The organism is Intrasporangium sp. (genome assembly GCF_030452765.1).
Classification (GTDB): domain Bacteria; phylum Actinomycetota; class Actinomycetes; order Actinomycetales; family Dermatophilaceae; genus Intrasporangium_A.
On the sequence record NZ_JAKDLO010000098.1, the window covers coordinates 1 to 16,943 of the forward strand.

At 71.4% G+C, this 16,943-nt stretch carries 13 protein-coding genes and 1 pseudogene; 2 read left to right on the top strand and 12 right to left on the bottom strand.

What is annotated here, in order from left to right; translation table 11 throughout:
- From L0H79_RS13145 to L0H79_RS13190, 10 genes and pseudogenes are all read right to left on the bottom strand, one after another.
- The coding region (locus L0H79_RS13145; protein WP_301485083.1) for a hypothetical protein at positions 1 to 229 on the bottom strand (229 nt) is incomplete at its 3' end.
- Positions 230 to 360: 131 nt separating this feature from the next.
- Complete coding sequence (locus L0H79_RS13150) at positions 361 to 510, bottom strand: hypothetical protein (RefSeq protein WP_301485084.1); 150 nt, start codon at positions 508 to 510, stop codon at positions 361 to 363.
- Positions 464 to 596: pseudogene (locus tag L0H79_RS13155) on the bottom strand (aldo/keto reductase); the annotation flags it as partial. The gene L0H79_RS13150 and the pseudogene L0H79_RS13155, both read right to left, overlap by 47 nt.
- A 50-nt stretch (positions 597 to 646) precedes the next feature.
- Entirely contained in the window at positions 647 to 2,785 is a 2,139-nt protein-coding gene (locus L0H79_RS13160) for an alpha/beta hydrolase (protein ID WP_301485072.1), read from the bottom strand.
- A 33-nt stretch (positions 2,786 to 2,818) separates the two neighbouring features.
- Positions 2,819 to 3,610 (bottom strand): DUF2182 domain-containing protein, encoded by a 792-nt coding sequence (locus L0H79_RS13165; RefSeq protein ID WP_301485073.1) that lies wholly within the window; start codon positions 3,608 to 3,610, stop codon positions 2,819 to 2,821.
- A gap of 5 nt (positions 3,611 to 3,615) precedes the next feature.
- Positions 3,616 to 4,239, bottom strand: a complete 624-nt coding sequence (locus L0H79_RS13170) for a DUF1326 domain-containing protein (RefSeq protein WP_301485074.1) — start codon at positions 4,237 to 4,239, stop codon at positions 3,616 to 3,618.
- A 239-nt stretch (positions 4,240 to 4,478) separates the two neighbouring features.
- The gene (locus L0H79_RS13175) at positions 4,479 to 6,767 is read right to left on the bottom strand and encodes a LuxR C-terminal-related transcriptional regulator (protein WP_301485075.1); all 2,289 of its coding nucleotides are present in this window, start codon (positions 6,765 to 6,767) and stop codon (positions 4,479 to 4,481) included.
- A gap of 2 nt (positions 6,768 to 6,769) precedes the next feature.
- Complete coding sequence (gene katG, locus L0H79_RS13180; RefSeq protein WP_301485076.1) at positions 6,770 to 9,004, bottom strand: catalase/peroxidase HPI; 2,235 nt, start codon at positions 9,002 to 9,004, stop codon at positions 6,770 to 6,772.
- 390 nt (positions 9,005 to 9,394) lie between these two features.
- Positions 9,395 to 9,934, bottom strand: a complete 540-nt coding sequence (locus L0H79_RS13185; protein WP_301485077.1) for a YbaK/EbsC family protein — start codon at positions 9,932 to 9,934, stop codon at positions 9,395 to 9,397.
- A gap of 121 nt (positions 9,935 to 10,055) precedes the next feature.
- On the bottom strand, positions 10,056 to 11,111 hold the full coding sequence (locus L0H79_RS13190) for a nitronate monooxygenase (protein ID WP_301485078.1): 1,056 nt from the start codon (positions 11,109 to 11,111) through the stop codon (positions 10,056 to 10,058).
- A gap of 146 nt (positions 11,112 to 11,257) precedes the next feature.
- Between L0H79_RS13190 and L0H79_RS13195 the strand changes: the two genes are divergently transcribed.
- Positions 11,258 to 13,486: a cell wall-binding repeat-containing protein gene (locus tag L0H79_RS13195; RefSeq protein ID WP_301485079.1), complete on the top strand. Its 2,229-nt coding sequence runs from the start codon at positions 11,258 to 11,260 to the stop codon at positions 13,484 to 13,486.
- Between the two features lie 81 nt (positions 13,487 to 13,567).
- Here L0H79_RS13195 and L0H79_RS13200 read toward each other — a convergent pair whose 3' ends face one another.
- Together L0H79_RS13200 and L0H79_RS13205 are read right to left on the bottom strand one after the other, a co-directional pair.
- Entirely contained in the window at positions 13,568 to 15,250 is a 1,683-nt protein-coding gene (locus tag L0H79_RS13200) for an ABC-F family ATP-binding cassette domain-containing protein (RefSeq protein ID WP_301485080.1), read from the bottom strand.
- A gap of 42 nt (positions 15,251 to 15,292) precedes the next feature.
- A complete protein-coding gene (locus L0H79_RS13205; RefSeq protein WP_301485081.1) occupies positions 15,293 to 16,162 on the bottom strand; it encodes a tRNA pseudouridine(38-40) synthase TruA in 870 nt (289 codons plus the stop codon).
- Positions 16,163 to 16,276: 114 nt separating this feature from the next.
- On the opposite strand from L0H79_RS13205, the gene L0H79_RS13210 reads away from it, so the two are divergent.
- Complete coding sequence (locus L0H79_RS13210; protein ID WP_301485082.1) at positions 16,277 to 16,822, top strand: hypothetical protein; 546 nt, start codon at positions 16,277 to 16,279, stop codon at positions 16,820 to 16,822.
- Positions 16,823 to 16,943 lie beyond the last annotated feature (121 nt).

Here is a 16,943-nt window from a genome sequence, read left to right on the forward strand (position 1 = left end):
GGCGACACGCCTGGCCGTCGGGTTGCCCTGTCCGATCCGGCGATGCCGCTCGATCGACCGTGCAGTAATCCCAATCGACCGTGCAGTAATCCCAATCGACCGTGCAGTAGTTCTGATCGACCGTGCAGTAGTTCTGATCGACCGTGCAGTAGTTCTGATCGACCGTGCGACCGGATGCACTCTCGATCGATAGAACTGCACTCTCGATGGGGCCGGATCGACCGTGCATCAGTTCTGATCGACCGTGCGACCGGATGCACTCTCGATCGATAGAACTGCACTCTCGATGGGGCCGGATCGACCGTGCATCAGTTCTGATCGACAGTGCAGCCAGCGCGGGAGACGGCCTCGCAAACTCGGTTACGCGGTGATCTCGTCGAGTGCCGCGAGGTCCTCGGCCGACGGCTCCCAGAGACCACCGGCGCGCACGTTGTCGGCGACCCGCTCCGGGCGCCTGGCCCCTGCCGGCCTCGATGGCCGCGCCGACAACGGCATCCGTCGCGTCGGCATCGAGCCGACGTCCGAAGTTGTTGCAGCCGAGCCCGACCGTCGAGACGGTCAGGCCGCTCTCTCTCCCCGAGCTGTCGGTAGGTCATCTCCAGGGTGGCCACGCGCTCAACCTATCCCCGGTGGGGACGCGTCGGCGTCACACGTGAGCGTGACCGGTCAGCAGCGGAACGATCCGGTCCGCCGCCGCCCTGGCGCCATCGCGCGGCACGGCCCGGTAGCGCGGCGTCCGCGACAGCTGGTCGATGAGTGCGTCCGCGAGCAGCCGCGGCGTCGTGGAGGCGAAGTCCATCGGCCGTCCTGCCCGGTAGTGGCGCAGCCGGTGGGTGACGAAGTGCTCCTGCTCCCAGTGCCGTGCGAGCGGGAAGTAGACGAACGGCCGACGCGCCGCGACGAGCTCCATCGTCGTCGACAGCCCGCCCTGGACGACGGCGGCATCGGCCGCGGCGAGGTGGGCGAACGACTCCTGCAGGTATCCGTACTTCGTCAGCCCCTCGAGGTCCGGCAGGTCGGCGGGGTCGATCCGCGGCCCGGTGACGAGCACCATCTCGGCCCCGCTCAGCTCCTTGCGCAGCCGGCCGAACGCCTCGACCATCAGCTCGAGCAGCGCCCGCCCGACGGCGGTCCCGCCGACCGCCCCCGCCAGCAGCGGCACGTCCTCGCGATAGCCGAGCCGCCTCCGCAGCGCCATCGGGTCGCGGTAGTCCCGCGGGTCGAACGGCACGACGTACGGCACCGACTCGAACCACTGCGACGCCCACTCGCGCACCCGCGGCAGCCCCGGCCCGAGGCTCGCATCCGGCAGCTCGTCCCACCCTCCGATGAAGATGGACCGGTCACGCACCCGCGGGAAGCGCTCGCGGTGCTCGATCATCTCGGCGTTGTAGTCCGCCGTGAGCTCGATCTCGCGAGAGTCACGCTCGGGGTCGACGGGCAGGAAGCCGACCACGTCGGTGGTGAAGACGTATGGTGCGAGCTTGCGTTCCGGGTGCTCGTGCAGGAAGTGGTCGACCTCCCACGACTCGTCCCCGACCCACAGGTCATAGGGCGTCTGCCGGACGACCTCGTCGAAGAGCAGGTAGTTGGCGCAGAAGACCTCGTCGAGCCTGCGGAAGGCCTCGAAGGCGTGCAGCTCGTGCCCCGACGCCTCGCTCTCCCAGTGCGCCGACTCGGAGACGAGCTCGGCGCTCGCCGGATGGACGATCTCCCCGGCCTGCTCGAGCACGCCCGCCACCGGGGGCTGGGCGAGCCACTCGATGACGAGGTCGGGCACCTGCTCGCGGACCGCCCGGGCGATGGCGAGGTCGCGCAGCACGTGTCCGAGGCCGATCGGCGAGGAGATCCAGAGGGCACGGTGGCGGCGCTCGCGGGCGAAAACCCACGGCGTGGCGCGCGGCCCGGGCGGCACGACGCGGTCGACGAAGTGCCGGATCGCCTCGTTGACGACGACGGGGTGACGCACGTGCATCGCGTGCCCAGCCCCCTCGAGCATGAGCAGGTCACCGCCGGTCAGCTCGGCGAACCGCACCGACTTGCCAGGGTCGACGATCTTGTCCCGGTCGCCGCAGACGGCGAGCACCGGCACGTTCAGGGCTCGGCACAGGGCGTCGCGCTCGTCCGGGCCCGACTCCAGCACCGGGCAACGGGCGTCCACGTCGTGGAGGATCGTGTCGGCATCGGTCTCGCAGCCCCAGCCGAGCAGGTCGTCCCTGGGCTTGGTCGAGTGCGGCTCCGGGGTCATCTGCTCGGTGAAGAACCGGATGTATCCGGGCCAGTCGCGCTGCCAGTAGTGCCGGGTCTCCCGGTTCCAGCCGTCGTCGTTCTGCGGGACGGTCTCGAAGTCGACCACGCTCCGCTCGGGCAGGGATCCGGGGTGTCCCGGCACGAGGCTGGCCAGCGCCACCAGCCCCAGCACCCGCTCGGGATGTTGCGTGGTGAGGTAGGTGGCCCATGCCGTGCCGAGGCAGTGCGCGACGAGCACGGCGCGCTCGGTGCCGGTGGCGTCGAGCACCGCGAGGGCGTCACCGACCATGGCGACGGTGCCATAGCCCGCCGCGCTCCGCGGCCGGTCGGTGCGCCCGTTGCCACGCGGGTCGAAGGTGACGACCCGGTAGTGCCGCGCCAGGTACGGCACCTGCAGCTTCCACATCCGCGAGTGCACGATCGCCCAGGTCGGCAGCAGCAGCAGGGTCGGCGAACCGGTGCCGTGAACCTCGTAGTAGACGCGCACCCCGTCGTTCAGGGCGTACCCGGACTCGTCAGGCTCGTGGGCTCGCATCGCGAACCACCTCCTCGATCGCGACTTCCATCGTCACACCGGGGCCGCTCCCCCCGCGACCCCGATCCCGACCACGACGGCGCCCGCCGCCAGCAGGACGGCCGCGACCGGGCCGCTGAGCCGGGCGCCCCACGGGCTGATCTTCTCCAGCACCATGACCGCGGTCAGCCCGGCCATCCACAGCAAGCTCGCCACACCCGTCGCGAACATCACGAGCATGAGCGCCCAGCAGCAGCCGAGGCAGCTCAACGCATGGGCGAGTCCGACCCGCCAGCCACCGGCGGCAGAGCTGGTGTAGTGCTGTGCGAGAAGGCTGAGCGGGCTGCGACAGGCCCGCAGGCACGCCTCCTTGAGCGGCGAGCGCTGGTAGGCGCCCGCCAGCACCAACGTGGCGCCGAGGATGACCTGCTCGTGGCTCTCCAGCCAGCCCCAGTGGTGCACGAGGTTGTGCACCTGCGTGTCGCCGGCCAGGGCGACGAACGCGAAGGCGAGCCAGACGAGCCCGTATGCCGCCCAGAACGCCCCGCGAGCGGCGCCGGGTCGGGCCCGGCGTGAGGTCACCACCCAGAGGACGCGCGCCATCGGGATCGTCGTCGGCAGCATCATCGCGCCGAGCATGACGAACCACGCCGCGGCGAAGAGACCGAGCCGTGCCGGGATCGGCAGCGACGAATGCTCGATGACGGTGTCGTGGCTGGCGATGTCGAGGCCCGAGGTCGCCAGGGCGACGATGATCCCGGCCCAGCACGCCCCGGCCAGGAGCAGGACCACCCTGGCCGGGTCACGCGTGCTCGGGCGTGGGGCCGCGGCGGTTGACGTCGTCATCACGCTCACCCGGTGAAGCGGAAGCTGCCCTGGATGGCGTTGCGCCCGCTGGTCTCGACGTCGGCCAGGCCGTGCGCGCTACCGGCGCGCCGGAACGAGCTGGCCGTCCCGACGAAGGCCGGCGACCCCGGGATGGACGTGAAGACGCTGTCGTGCAGGGTGGTCGGCTCGCCGGTGGCCCCGACGAGCGGCTCGACGGTGGCGCTGCCGACATCGCCGATCAGCAGCTGGCCCGCGCCGTCCTCGACCGTGCAGGTGATCGGGACCCGCTCGACCGCGCGCACGTCGCCGATGAGTGCCACGAGGTCGGCGATCTGGCCCCCGAGCTGGCCGGTGAAGACCGACAGCAGTGCCTCCTGCTGCTCCTGCGAGGTGCGGTCGTCGACATAGACGACGGCGCTCCAGTTGCCGGCGAAGACGTTGCCGGGGATGTGCACCGACACACCGATGATGCGGTCCGAGACGTCGACGCCCTTGATGGTCCCGCGATCCACCGCCCAGGCGAGGATGGACTCGCAGGTGCCGCCGTCCGGGTCGAGGCCGACCCAGCACGGACACACCGCCTCGCAGGTGCACACCTCGAGCAGTCGGCCCTCGATGTCGTAGCTGGTCTCGACCTGGGTGGTCATGGTGGTCTCCCTCTGTGTCGTGGGGCTCTCTCCCCGTCCCCACTGGACAGGTGTACGCCGTGGGCGACCCGGCAGCCAGTAGGGATATCCCTAGGGTCGGCTCCCTGCCCACGGACCGCCGGCCTCCCGAGCGCGTAGCCGGCTGTCGCCGTGGCCGTCCTCGTCCTCGCCGCGCTCCTGTTCGTCGAGACGTTCCTGCAGCACCGGCACCCACGAAGGCCTGAGCCCTCGCCGGAAGGTCAGCGCAGGCCGTGCCGCACAGCGTGCGCGGCCACCTGGGCGCGGCTGTGCACCCCGAGCCGGTCCATCGCCTGACGCAGGTGCATCTCGACGGTCTTCTCGCTGATGCCGAGGTCGCGGGCCATCTGCCGGTTCGTCTCACCCTCGGCGACGCGGGCAGCGATCTCGCGCTGGCGCTCGGTGAGGGGGCTGTCGGCCGCGGTCGGACCGGCATCGCCGAGCGAGTCCACGACGGCCAGCGCGGCTCGCATCGTGAGATCTCGACCCGCCGCGATCTCCCGAGCGACGCGGGTCGGCCCGAGGGCATCGACTGCCCGCTCCTGCAGCGCGGCAGCCCTCAGCTTCTGGTGCCGCATGGCCGGTGACGCGATCCGGTCCCCCGCGGTGTGGGAGGTACCGAGCAAGCGCAGCCCCGTCTCCAGGTGCCCCGACGTACCCGCGACCACGGCCAGGCGTTCGAGGCACCAGCACGCGCGCGGGCGGTCACCGATATCGAGGAAACCATCGAGCGAGTCACGAAGCAGCTCGCGTGCGAGCTCCCAGCTCTCCCGACGCAGGGCGCACTCACCGAGGCCGGCCCTGGTCCACGTGTAGGCCCAGGTGTCGCCCTCGGCATCGAACTGTCTGCCCGCGAGAGTGAGCAGCCGCTCCGCCTCGTCGACGTCGTCGCGCTCGAGCACGTCGAGTGCGAGGTCGTGACGCGACCACGCCATCCCGTGCGGGTTGCCCAGTCCGCGGAAGAGCGCACCGGCCGCGGTGTGTTCCCGCACCGCGTCCTCGAGCAGGCCGGCCGTCCGCGCGACGTGCCCGAGGAAGGCGTGTGCGACGGCGGCGGTTCGCTGGTCACCCGCGCTCTCGGCCTCGCGCAGCCCACGCCGCAGGTACTGTGTGGCAGCGTCGTGCTCGCGCCGCGCCCACCCAAGGATGCCTGCGACGACAAGGGCTCCCGGGAGTGTCTCGCGTGGCAGCACGGCCACGTCCTGCTGCCCGGCGAGACGAACCGCCCGGTCCACCATCCGTGACTCCCCCATGCTGCCGTGGGTGTAGCAGAAGAGGCCCACGGCAGCCGCGAGCGGCAGCGCCGATGCGACATCGCGGGCCTGCAGGGCACTCGACAACGCCGCACGCAGGTTGGGAATCTCGTCGCTGTGCCATTGGAACCAGAACGGCTCGTCCAGCGTGCCCAGACCGTGCTCGGCCTCGGCCGCGAGCCTGGCGTAGTGCCGTCTGAAACGTTCCTCGGTGGCGTCTTGCTCGCCTGACCGCTCGAGCTGCTGAGCGGCATACTCCCGGATGCTGTCGAGCATGGTGTAGCCCTCGGTGCCGTCGGGCAGGGTGATGCGCCGGACCAGGCTCTTGTCCAGCAGCGAGGTCGTCGCCGTGAGAACGTCCACCACCGGGCCGTGGTCGGCGTCGGTCACGACGACGTCGGAGGCGGCGAGGGACCATCCGGCCGGGAAGGCGGCGAGTCGGCGGAAGACCGCCCGGTCCTGCTCGCTGAGCAGGTCGTGGCTCCATGCGATCGCCGTGCGCAGGGTGCGGTGCCGGCCGGGCTCGGGGCCATGGGCGTCGAGCAGGAGCAGGTCGCGTCGGCGCAGGCGCACCGCCACCTCACGCGGCTCGAACTGTCCGAGGCGGGCGGCGGCGACCTCGATCGCGAGCGGGAGCCCGTCGAGCTGGCGGCAGATGCCGGCGAGAGCCGCGGCATTGTCCTGGCTCAGCACGAAGCCGGGACGCACGGCCGCGGTGCGCGTGACGAGCAGGTCCATGGCCGGTACCACGGCGAGCTCGGCGAGGTCGGCGGTCGCGTCAGCGGCCGGCATCGCGAGCGGTGGGACGGGGTACTCGCGTTCGCTCGCGATGTGCAGCCGCTCGCGCGAGGTCGCGACGACCACCATCCGAGCGCATCCGCGCAGCAGCTCGACCAAGACTTGCCCGAGCCCCGAGACGACCTCGCAGCTGTCGAGGACGAGCAGCACCTCACGGGCATGCACGTGCATCGTGAGTCGGTCGAGCGGGGCGCCACCACCCAGGCGTCCACCGAGGCCAAGACGACGCCCGATCTCGAGCACGGCCGCATCCGCCGATCGCGTCGAGGTGAGGTCGACGCGGAACGTCCCGTCGGTGAAGCGGTCGGTCGTGGACTGCGCCGCCGCAGCAGCGAGCCGGGTCTTGCCGATGCCCGGAGGACCCGTCAGGACCAGCAGCCGGGAGTGTGGTGCGAGCAGCCCGGCCCGGACCGAGTCGAGCTCGGCGGACCGACCGATGAGCCGGTCGTCAGGGCGCATACCTAGGCGCAGACGCGTGCGAGGTCGAAGCGGTCCAGGTTCATAACCTTGTCCCACGCCGCGACGAAGTCGCGCACGAACAGCTCCCGCGCATCGTCGCCGGCGTAGACCTCTGCCAGCGCACGCAGCTCGGAGTTCGAGCCGAAGACGAGGTCCACGCGGCTCGCGGTCCACGTGACCTCGCCGGTGGCCAGGTCGTGGCCCTCGAAGGACTCCGCCTGCGCGGAGTCGCTCGCCGTGGGCCTCCACTCGGTGCCCATGTCGAGCAGGTTGACGAAGAAGTCGTTCGTGAGCGAACCGGGCCGGTCGGTCAGCACGCCCACGGACGACTGGCGGTGGTTCGCGCCCAGCACCCGCAGCCCGCCGACCAGCACGGTCATCTCGGGCGGCGTGAGGGTGAGCAGGCTGGCGCGGTCGATCAGCAGGAACTCGGCAGGCACCCGCAGGCCTGGGCCGACATAGTTGCGGAACCCGTCTGCGGCTGGCTCGAGCAGGGCGAACGACTCGACATCGGTCTGCTCCTGCGAGGCATCCGTCCGTCCCGCGGCGAAGGGGACGGTGACCTCGACCCCGGCATTGCGTGCCGCCTGCTCCACCCCCGCGCAGCCGGCGAGAACGATCAGGTCGGCGAGCGATACGTGCCGTCCGGAGGCGTTGAAGGTCTGCTGGATCGTCTCGAGGGTGTGCAGCACGTGGCTCAGCTGGTCGGGCTGGTTGACCTCCCAGGCGACCTGCGGCTGGAGGCGGATGCGAGCCCCGTTCGCGCCCCCCCGCCGGTCACTGCCCCGGAAGCACGCAGCCGCCGCCCACGCCGTCGAAACCAGCTGCGGGACGGACAGCCCTGACGCCAGGACCTCGCTCTTGAGAGACGCGACGTGCTGGGCGTCGATCAGCTCGTGGTCGACTGGCGGGACCGGGTCCTGCCAGATGAGGTGCTCCTTCGGGACCTCCGGTCCCAGGTACCGGGTGATCGGGCCCATGTCACGATGGGTCAGCTTGAACCAGGCACGGGCGAACGCATCGGCGAACTCGTCAGGGTGCTCCAGGAAGCGTCGCGAGATCGGTTCGTAGATCGGGTCGAGCCGGAGCGCGACGTCCGTGGTGAGCATGGTCGGCGGGCGGTTCGGCTCGCCGGTCTCAGGGTCGGGGAAGGTGTTCGCCCCGGCGCCGTCCTTGGCAACCCATTGCCAGGCATCGCCGGGACTCTTGGTGAGCTCCCATTCATAGCCGAAGAGGATCTCGAAGAAGCTGTTGTCCCACCGGGTCGGCGTGGTGGTCCACGTGACCTCGAGGCCGCTGCCGATCGCGTCCCGGCCGGTACCGGTGCCGTAGCTGCCCTTCCAGCCGATGCCCATCTGCTCGAGCGGGGCGTCGTCGGGGGCAGGGCCGACATAGCGGGCGGGGTCGGCGGCCCCATGGGTCTTGCCGAACGTGTGTCCGCCGGCGATCAAGGCCACCGTCTCCTCGTCGTTCATCGCCATGCGAGCGAAGGTCTCGCGGGTGTCGCGGGCTGCGGCAAGCGGGTCCGGCCTCCCGTTCGGGCCTTCCGGGTTGACGTAGATCAGCCCCATCTGCGTGGCGGCCAGCGGCTTCTCGAGCTCCCTCTCACCGGTGTAGCGCTCGTCGCCGAGCCAGGTGGACTCAGGCCCCCAGTACACGGCCTCGTCGGGCTCCCATACGTCTTCGCGGCCGCCGCCGAACCCGAACGTGACGAAGCCCATCGACTCCATCGCGACGTTGCCGGCGAGCACCATGAGGTCGCCCCAGGACAGTGCGCGGCCGTACCTCTTCTTGACCGGCCAAAGGATGCGGCGTGCGCGGTCGAGCAGCACGTTGTCCGGCCAGCTGCTCAGCGGCGCGAAGCGCTGCTGCGCGGCCCCGGCCCCGCCGCGGCCGTCGCCGACCCGGTACGTCCCGGCTGCATGCCACGCCATCCGGATGATCAGCGGCCCGTAGTGCCCGAAGTCCGGCGGCCACCAAGCCTGCGGGGTGGTGAGCAGCTGTTCGATGTGGTGCTTGACCGCGGGCAGGTCGAGGGCGGTGAACGCCGCGGCATAGTCGAGCTGCCCGCCCATGGGGTCGGACTCGGAGCCGTTCGCCCGCAGCAGCCTCAGGTTCAGCTCGTTGGGCCACCAGCCACGGTTTCCAACCCCCTCGGCGGGCAAGGGGGCGCGAGCGGAGGTGACAGGACCGCCACCGGCATCGTGGCCGGGGACTGGGTCAGGACGGTTGGGCATCACGAGCCTCCCAGGGCAGGGCGATCAGGTCATGGTCGTGCCCGAGGGACGGTCGGAGCATGGACCCCTGCCGACGGCGCAGTCGGCGTCCGGGACGGCGCAGTCGGCGTCCGGGACGGCGCAGCACAGGTGGTTGTCGACGTGGCGGCGGTTGTCGCCTACCCACGTCCCGCAGTGGCGCGTCACGCAGCACATCCACAAGGCGCGCAAGCGCGACCATAACTTCGAGTATGACTCTTTCGGGAACCGCTGGTAAGCCCGCGGCAGGGGTCCGGTCGGATGAGCCATGACCGCAGCCGGTGACGACGCTGTGCTGACCGGGCTCGCGAACCCGGGGCAGGGGGTCCGGTCGGGTGGATCATGACTGCGTGGCAAGGCCTGCGACGCAGGTCAACCCAGCGAGGCCACGGTCATGGCCAGGACCTCGGCGCCCGGGAGTCGGGCGAGGTCGGCGCCGTCGAGGAGCAGTTTCGCGCCCCGGACCCCGGCCCCGATGACGACGAGCCCGGCCGACGCGACGTGCTCGTCGAGCAGGACCGGCCAGCCGTCCGGCAGCCCGACCGGGGTGATCCCACCCTGCTGCATCCCGGTCAGCTGCTGCGCCTTGGCCTGGTCGGCGAACGAGATCTTGCGCACCCCGAGGTGCTTGCGGACCGTCCGGTTGATGTCGGCCCGGTCGGTCGCGAGCACCATCACGGCCGCGAGGGTCGTGACGTCACCCCGCCTGCCCTCGACGACGACGCAGTTGGCCGACGCCTCCGGCGCGACGTCATAGGCCTCGCAGAACGCGGCCGTGTCGGCCAGGCTCGCATCGATCTCGGCCACACGCGCACCGGGCACCCCTGCGAGTGCCCGGGCGACGGGCGGTGCGAGCAGGTGCGGGTTGTCGGCGGCGGGCAGCCAGGTGAGGTTTCCTTCGGGGGAGGGCATGCCAGCACTCTAGGCACACGCACCGTTCCCACGGACCAGCACCTGTGCGTGGTTGGCGTCGTCCTGGCGACACCAACCACGCACGGCGGTCCATTGGAGGACGGGCCGGTGCCGCCCAACCTCAGAGCGCGGCAGCGAGGTCACGCACGACCACGGCCGCGGGCACCGGCCGTGCCTGACGCCAGCCGGTGCCGGCCCAGAGCGCGAACCACTGCGGGTCCTCGGCCCCCGCAGCGGCCTGCCGCAGCGCGCGGCCGACCTGACCCACCTCCGGATAGGCCGCGGGGGCGTGCCCATCGTGGGCCCGGACGTAGTCGTTGACGAGCGATCGGGCCAGCCGCCCCGAGAACGCCCGCGTCACCGCCGTCTGCGTGAAGGCCGGGTCGGCGAGGGCACGCCGGTGCACGAGGTGGGTGCCGGCCTCGGGAGTGAGCAGCAGCAGCGTGCCGATCTGGACGGCGTCGGCCCCGGCGGCCCGCAACTGGGCCACCCGCTCGGGTTTGGACACGCCACCGGCGGCGATGATCGGCAGGTCGACCAGCGCCCGGACCGACGCCACGAGCTCGGCAAGGTCACCCGTCGAGGGCTCCTTCGCCTCGTCGAAGGTGCCGCGGTGTCCACCGGCATCCGGACCTTGCACGCACAGCGCGTCCGCCTCGTGGTCGGCTGCCGCACGCGCCTCGTCGACATCGGTGACGGTGACGATCACCTGCGTGCCGGAGCGCTGGATCTCGTGGACGACATCGGCGCTGGGCAGCCCGAAGGTGAACGAGACGACCGGGACCCGCTCGCTGATGACGAGATCGACCTTGAGGTCCCAGTCGTCCGTGTCGTCGGGCCTGGCCTCGGCGAGCTCGACCCCGAACCGCGCCGCATCCGTGCTCAGCCGGTCCCGATAGTCGCTGACGGCCCGGGCGCGGTCGGCGCCATCGAGCGGGCGCGACTGGGCGGCATACGTGTTGGCGATCGCGGGGACGAACAGGTTGACTCCGAAGGGACGCTCGCTGCTGGCCCACACGTCCGCGATCTGCTCACGCAGGGCAGCAGCGTCGAGCATCCCCCCGGCGAGGAAGCCCAGCCCGCCCGCGTCGGAGACCGCCGCGGCCAGCTCTGGAGTGCTCGGGCCGCCCGCCATCGGGGCGCCCACGACGGGGACATCGAGCTCACTGACGACCATGACGAGACGCTATCGCCTGCGACCTCAGGAGGCGAGCCACAACGAATCCCTCTCGGGCACAACGAATTACAATGATGTGATTGCTTGTCACACCAATCACTCCTGCAACACACTGGTAGGCGCCACCTCATCGAGGGAGCCCTACCATGCGTGACACGCCCCGTCGCCTCGCCGTGCTGGCCACCGCCTCGCTCGTCACGGCAGTGCCCGCCATCGCGGCCGCACCAGCGGCACGCGCCGCGACCCTGCCCGCCGCACAGTCCGGCGCCGAGGCCTACCTCCGGCCGGCCGACGGGGTCTTCGACGTCGTCGGTGGCGGCTACGGGCATGGCGTGGGGATGTCGCAGTACGGCGCGCAGGGGGCCGCGACGAAGGGCCTGACCTACCAGCAGATCCTCGGCTTCTACTACCCCGGCACCCACCTCGTGAGCCAGGCGCCGGAGACGATCAAGATCGGCATCACCGTCGACGACGACGGCATCGTCCAGGTCGGTGCCCGCCCCGGCCTCGCGTTCCGGACCGGCTCGATGACGACAACGCTGCCGACCGCGCCCACACAGTGGCGGGTGCGGGCGACCGGGACGACGGCGAGCAGCTGCGTGCTCGAGTCCTACTCCGCGTCGAAGTGGACCGTCTACCGCAACGGCCAGACGCCCTGCCCGGTCACCTTCTCGAACAGCACCGAGGGGAGCGTCGACCTCTTCCTGCCCGGCGGCGAGCGCCGCGTCTACCGCGGCACCGTCACCGCCCACCACCACGGCACCACCGAGCTCGCGGCCGTCAACACCCTGTCGACGCAGGACTACCTGCGTGGCGTCGTGCCATCGGAGATGCCACCGTCGTGGCGCCTCGAGGCGCTGAAGTCGCAGGCCGTCGCGGCCCGCACCTACGCGGCCACCCGCAGCAAGCACACCGACTACTACGACACCTGCGACACGACGAGCTGTCAGGTCTACAAGGGTCGGGGCAAACGCCTCGGCAACGGTGACATCAGCTCCTACGAGTGGTCCTCGACGAACACGGCCATCGACGCGACGAAGGGCAAGGTCCTGACCTACCGGTTCTCGTGGGGGACGGGTCTGGCGACGACGATGTACTCGTCGTCGAACGGCGGCCAGAGCGTCGCGGGCGGAGCCGGACACGGCTACCTCGTCGCCAAGTCCGACCCCTACGACGGCGCGTACGTGAGCGGACGCCCGCACGCCTGGCAGGCGAGCCTACCCGCCGCCAGCCTCGAGAAGCGGTTCGGGATCGCCCGGGTCGAACGGGTCCAGATCCTCACCCGCGACGGTCACGGCAAAGGGGGCGGCCGGGTCCTCACGGTCCGCGTCGAGGGCACCACCCCCAGCGGCGCCTACACATACCAGGACACGACCGGCTACGGCATCAGGGACGCCAACCCGTGGCCCGCCAACAGCGACGGGCTGTCCTCGAACTACTTCACGATCACCCCACAAGCCACCACCCCCGGCAGCGTGACCCGCATCGCCGGTGCCGACCGCTACGCGACGGCCGCCGAAGCCTCCCGGGCCTTCCCCCCCGGCGTCGAGGTCGTCTATGTCGCCAGCGGCACGCAGTTCCCCGACGCCCTGGCCGGGGCGGCGCGCGCCGCGTTCAACGACGGCCCGCTCCTGCTGACCCAGGCCCGGTCGGTCCCGGCGGCCACCCGTGACGCGATGGCCCGGCTCAAGCCCGGCCGCGTCGTCGTCCTCGGCGGCACCGGCGCGGTCTCCGCCTCGGTCGCCGCGACCCTGAGGTCCCTGACGACGCGGGACAACCTCGAGCGCGTCGGGGGCGCCGACCGCTACGAGACGGCAGCGCTGCTGGCCCGGTACTACCCCGCGGGCGGCGACGTCGCCTACCTCGCCACCGGCCTCGACTTCCCCGACGCCCTCGCCGGGGCCGCGCTCGCCGGCCGGGACAGGGCGCCCGTCCTGCTCACGACGCGCTCGAAGCTGCCCGCCACGACCGCCTCCGCCCTCTCGGCGCTGCGGCCCGACCGGATCGTCGTACTCGGAGGCACCGGCGCCGTGTCGGCGGGCGTCGCCACGCAGCTGGGCCGCTACGCGCGCAGCGGCATCGTGACCCGGTTGGCCGGCAGCGACCGGTACGGCACCGCTGCCGCCGTCGTAAGGCAGTTCGCCAGCGCCTCGTCGGCCTACGTCCCGTCGGGCGAGGCCTTCCCCGACGCCCTCGCCGCGGCTGCCGTCGCAGGCGCCGCTGGTGTCCCGGTCGTGTTGACCCGCAGCGACCGACTCCCCTCCGCGAGCCGCGAACAGCTCACACGCGTGCAGCCGTGGGTCGCGTACGTGCTCGGCGGCACCGGCGTCGTCTCGAACGCGGTCCTCGCGCAGGTGCGCGACGCGATCGGCTGACCGGGGGTATGCCGCTCAGCTCAAGCCGACGCGGACGCGAGCTGCCGAGCGGCGCCGAGGTGAGCGACATACCCCCCGATGTCAGCGGGGCCGGACGACCCGCCGCTCGTCCCAGACCGGCTCGTCCGACTCGTACACCCGGCCGTCCTCGCCGAAGACGAGGAACCGGTCGAAGCCGCGGGCGAACCAGCGGTCGTGGGTCACCGCGATGACGGTGCCCTCGAAGCGGTCGAGGCCGTCCTCGAGCGCCTCGGCCGACTGGAGGTCGAGGTTGTCGGTCGGCTCGTCGAGAAGCAGCAGCGTCGCACCCGACAGCTCGAGCAACAGGATCTGGAAGCGCGCCTGCTGCCCGCCCGAGAGCGACTCGAACCTCTGCTCTCCCGACCGGGCCAGCTCGTAGCGGTCGAGCGCCCGCGCCGCTTCCTCGCGGGGTCTGCCGGCGCGGTGCTCGTCGCCGCGATGGAGGATCTCCAGCAGCGTGCGGCCCAGCAGGCTGGGGTGCTCGTGGGTCTGGGCGAACCAGCCGGGCCGCACCCGCGAGCCGAGCCGGACGAGACCGGTGTGCGGGACCGGCACCGGCAGCACATCGCCGACCGGCCGGTGCTCAGGCTCGGGATCGCTGCCGCCGCAGGCGAGCAGCCGCAGGAAGTGCGACTTGCCGGAGCCGTTCGAGCCGAGCACCGCGACGCGCTCGCCGAACCACACCTCGAGGTCGAACGGCTTCATCAGCCCGGTCAGCTCGAGCCGCTCCGCGACGACGGCGCGCTTGGCGGTCCGACCACCGGTCAGGCGCATCCGCACCTGCTGGCGCAGCGGGACGGCCTCTGGTGGCCCAGCCTCGACGAACTTCGCCAAGCGGGTCTGGGCAGCCTGGTAGCGAGAGGCCATGCCGTCGTTGTAGGCCGCCTTCTGCTTGTACATCAGCACGAGAGCCTTGAGCTTGGCGTGCTCCTCGTCCCATCGCCTGCGCAGCTCCTCGAGCCGGGCGTTGCGGTCGGCGCGGGCATCGGCGTACGTGGCGAAGCCACCGGGGTGGACCCACAGGGTCGCGCCCGCGGCACCTGGCTCGAGGGTCGCGACGCGGGTCGCGACGCGGGCCAGCAGCTCCCGGTCGTGGCTGATGAACAGGACGGTCTTCGGCGAGGCGAGAAGGGCATCCTCGAGCCACCGCTTCGTCGGCACGTCGAGGAAGTTGTCCGGCTCGTCGAGCAGCAGCACCTCCTCCGGGCCGCGGAGCAGCGCCTCGAGAACGAGTCGCTTCTGCTCACCGCCGGAGAGGGTCGTGAGCCGGCGCCACTGGGCCCGCTCGTAGGGCACCCCGAGGGCGGCCATGCTCACCTGGTCCCAGACGGTCTCGTGGTCGTAGCCGCCGGCTTCGCCCCACTCGACGAGCGCGTGCGCGTAGGCCATCTGATCTGCCTCGGATTCGCGCTCCATCATGAGCAGCTCGGTGCGGTCGATCTCCTTGGCAGCCGTGCGGATCCGCTCCGGGGCGACGGAGACGAGCAGGTCACGGACGGTCGAGGTGTCGCGGACCGAGCCGATGAACTGCCGCATGACGCCAAGCCCACCGGACCGGGTCACCGCGCCCTCGTGCGCGGGCAGGTCGCCGGCGATGATCCGGGTCAGCGTCGTCTTGCCCGTGCCGTTCGGGCCGATCAGGGCGACCTTGGCGCCCTCGCCGACCCGGACGGAGACATCGGTGAGCAGCGGCCGGCCGTCCGGCAGCGAGAAGAAGACTGAGTTGACGTCGATGTGGCCCACGAGAGTCCATCGTGACGTATGCCGGCGGCCGCGGTCACGCGGTTATCGGGTCGCCGTGCTCCCGGGCACGTCCCTGCGGGCCCGCGTCTCGCCGGCTCGGTCGGCCAGCCGTGGGTCGTCGGGGTAGACGACCTCCTCGAGGCTCAGCCCGCGGGCCGGCATGACGAAGATCTCGCTCGCCCGCTCCGTCCGCTGCTGCAGTTGCGCCGGCCACTCGATCCCGCGCCGCCCCTCCCCGACGGCCACGACCGAGCCGACGAGCGAGCGGACCATCGAGTGACAGAACGCGTCTGCGCGCACGGTCGCGGCGAGGACCCCGTCGGGCAGACGCCCCCACGAGAAGTCGAGTAGTGCCCGGATCGTCGTCGCACCCTCCCGGCGCTTGCAGAACGCCGCAAAGTCCTTCAGGCCCAGGAGCATTCGCGAGGAGGTATCCATCGCCTCGGCGTCGAGCACCCGTCGCCACGAGGTCGTGTCACGTCGGCGCAGCGGGTCGTGAGCGGCATACGGGTCGGCGATCCGGTAGAGGTAACGGCGGTGCAGCGCCGCGAAGCGCGCATCGAACCCCGTGGGCGCGCGGCTCACCTCCCGCACGACGACGTCATCCGGGAGTATGCCGCCCAGCCGGCTGACGAGGACATCCTCGGGTGTGCGCGTGGACCGTCCGGGAAGTGCTGCGAGCGCGGCCGGGTCGACGTCGAGGTGGGCCACCTGCCCACGGGCGTGCACGCCGGCGTCGGTGCGACCCGCGACCGTGATCCGGACCGGCTCGGCAGTGCGCAGCAGGGTCGTGAGAGCCGCGCCGAGCACGCCCTCGACCGTGCGCCGGCCGGGTTGCGCGGCCCAGCCGGAGAAGTCCGTCCCGTCGTAGGCGAGGTCGAGGCGCAGCCGCACGGTGGCCCCCTCGTCCATGTCGGCGAGCCTAGCCGTATCACCCGGATGTCAACCGGCTCGGATGGCTACACGTCTACACCACAGAGCCCGGCCGGCGACCAGCCGGTCGGTGAAGGGAAAGAGGGGCCCATCATGAGGACCAACAACCGCCGCCGTCTCGGTGCCGTCACCCTGGCCGCGGCCCTCGCCGCACCACTGGGTGTGGCCGCGACGACCAGCACCGCAACGGCCGCGCCGTACTGCGGGATCTACTGGGGGTCGCTCGCCAAGACCTCGTCCAGCATGAGCGGCGCTGCGGTCACCGGGGTGCGGTCCGGTCGGCACACGTGCTACGACCGCATCGTCTTCGACCTCGGCCGCGGCAAGGGCAAGGTCGGCTACAACGTCCGCTACGTCAACACCGTCACCGGCCCGGGCAGCGGGCTGCCGGTGCCGGTCAGCGGAGGCGCCCGGATCCAGATCACGGTCAACGCGCCGGCGACCAAGCGCATCCCGGCGAACGGCACGATCAACTACAGCGGCTGGCAGACCTTCCGGCAGCTGAAGTGGGTCGCCAGCTTCGAGGGCTACACCGACTTCGGGCTCGGCGTCCGTGCCCGGCTGCCGATGCGGGCCTTCGTGCTCAGCGGACCCGACGGTGGCCAGCGGCTCGTCGTGGACGTCGCCCACCGCTGGTAAGCCCGATCGAGGGTGCAGTAGTTCTGATCGAAAGTGCGGCAACCCAGATCGAGGGTGCAGTAGTCCTGATCGAAAGTGCGGCAACCCAGATCGAGGGTGCAGTAGTCCTGATCGAAAGTGC

Coding starts and splice junctions, on each gene's coding strand:
- L0H79_RS13170 (WP_301485074.1), bottom strand. CDS start 4,239: ATGACCACCCAGGTCGAGACCAGCTACGACATCGAGGGCCGACTGCTC.
- L0H79_RS13190 (WP_301485078.1), bottom strand. CDS start 11,111: ATGGTCGTCAGTGAGCTCGATGTCCCCGTCGTGGGCGCCCCGATGGCG.
- L0H79_RS13150 (WP_301485084.1), bottom strand. CDS start 510: ATGCCGACGCGACGGATGCCGTTGTCGGCGCGGCCATCGAGGCCGGCA.
- L0H79_RS13185 (WP_301485077.1), bottom strand. CDS start 9,934: ATGCCCTCCCCCGAAGGAAACCTCACCTGGCTGCCCGCCGCCGACAAC.
- L0H79_RS13160 (WP_301485072.1), bottom strand. CDS start 2,785: ATGCGAGCCCACGAGCCTGACGAGTCCGGGTACGCCCTGAACGACGGG.
- L0H79_RS13165 (WP_301485073.1), bottom strand. CDS start 3,610: ATGACGACGTCAACCGCCGCGGCCCCACGCCCGAGCACGCGTGACCCG.
- L0H79_RS13205 (WP_301485081.1), bottom strand. CDS start 16,162: ATGGACGAGGGGGCCACCGTGCGGCTGCGCCTCGACCTCGCCTACGAC.
- L0H79_RS13210 (WP_301485082.1), top strand. CDS start 16,277: ATGAGGACCAACAACCGCCGCCGTCTCGGTGCCGTCACCCTGGCCGCG.
- L0H79_RS13175 (WP_301485075.1), bottom strand. CDS start 6,767: ATGCGCCCTGACGACCGGCTCATCGGTCGGTCCGCCGAGCTCGACTCG.
- L0H79_RS13195 (WP_301485079.1), top strand. CDS start 11,258: ATGCGTGACACGCCCCGTCGCCTCGCCGTGCTGGCCACCGCCTCGCTC.
- katG (WP_301485076.1), bottom strand. CDS start 9,004: ATGCCCAACCGTCCTGACCCAGTCCCCGGCCACGATGCCGGTGGCGGT.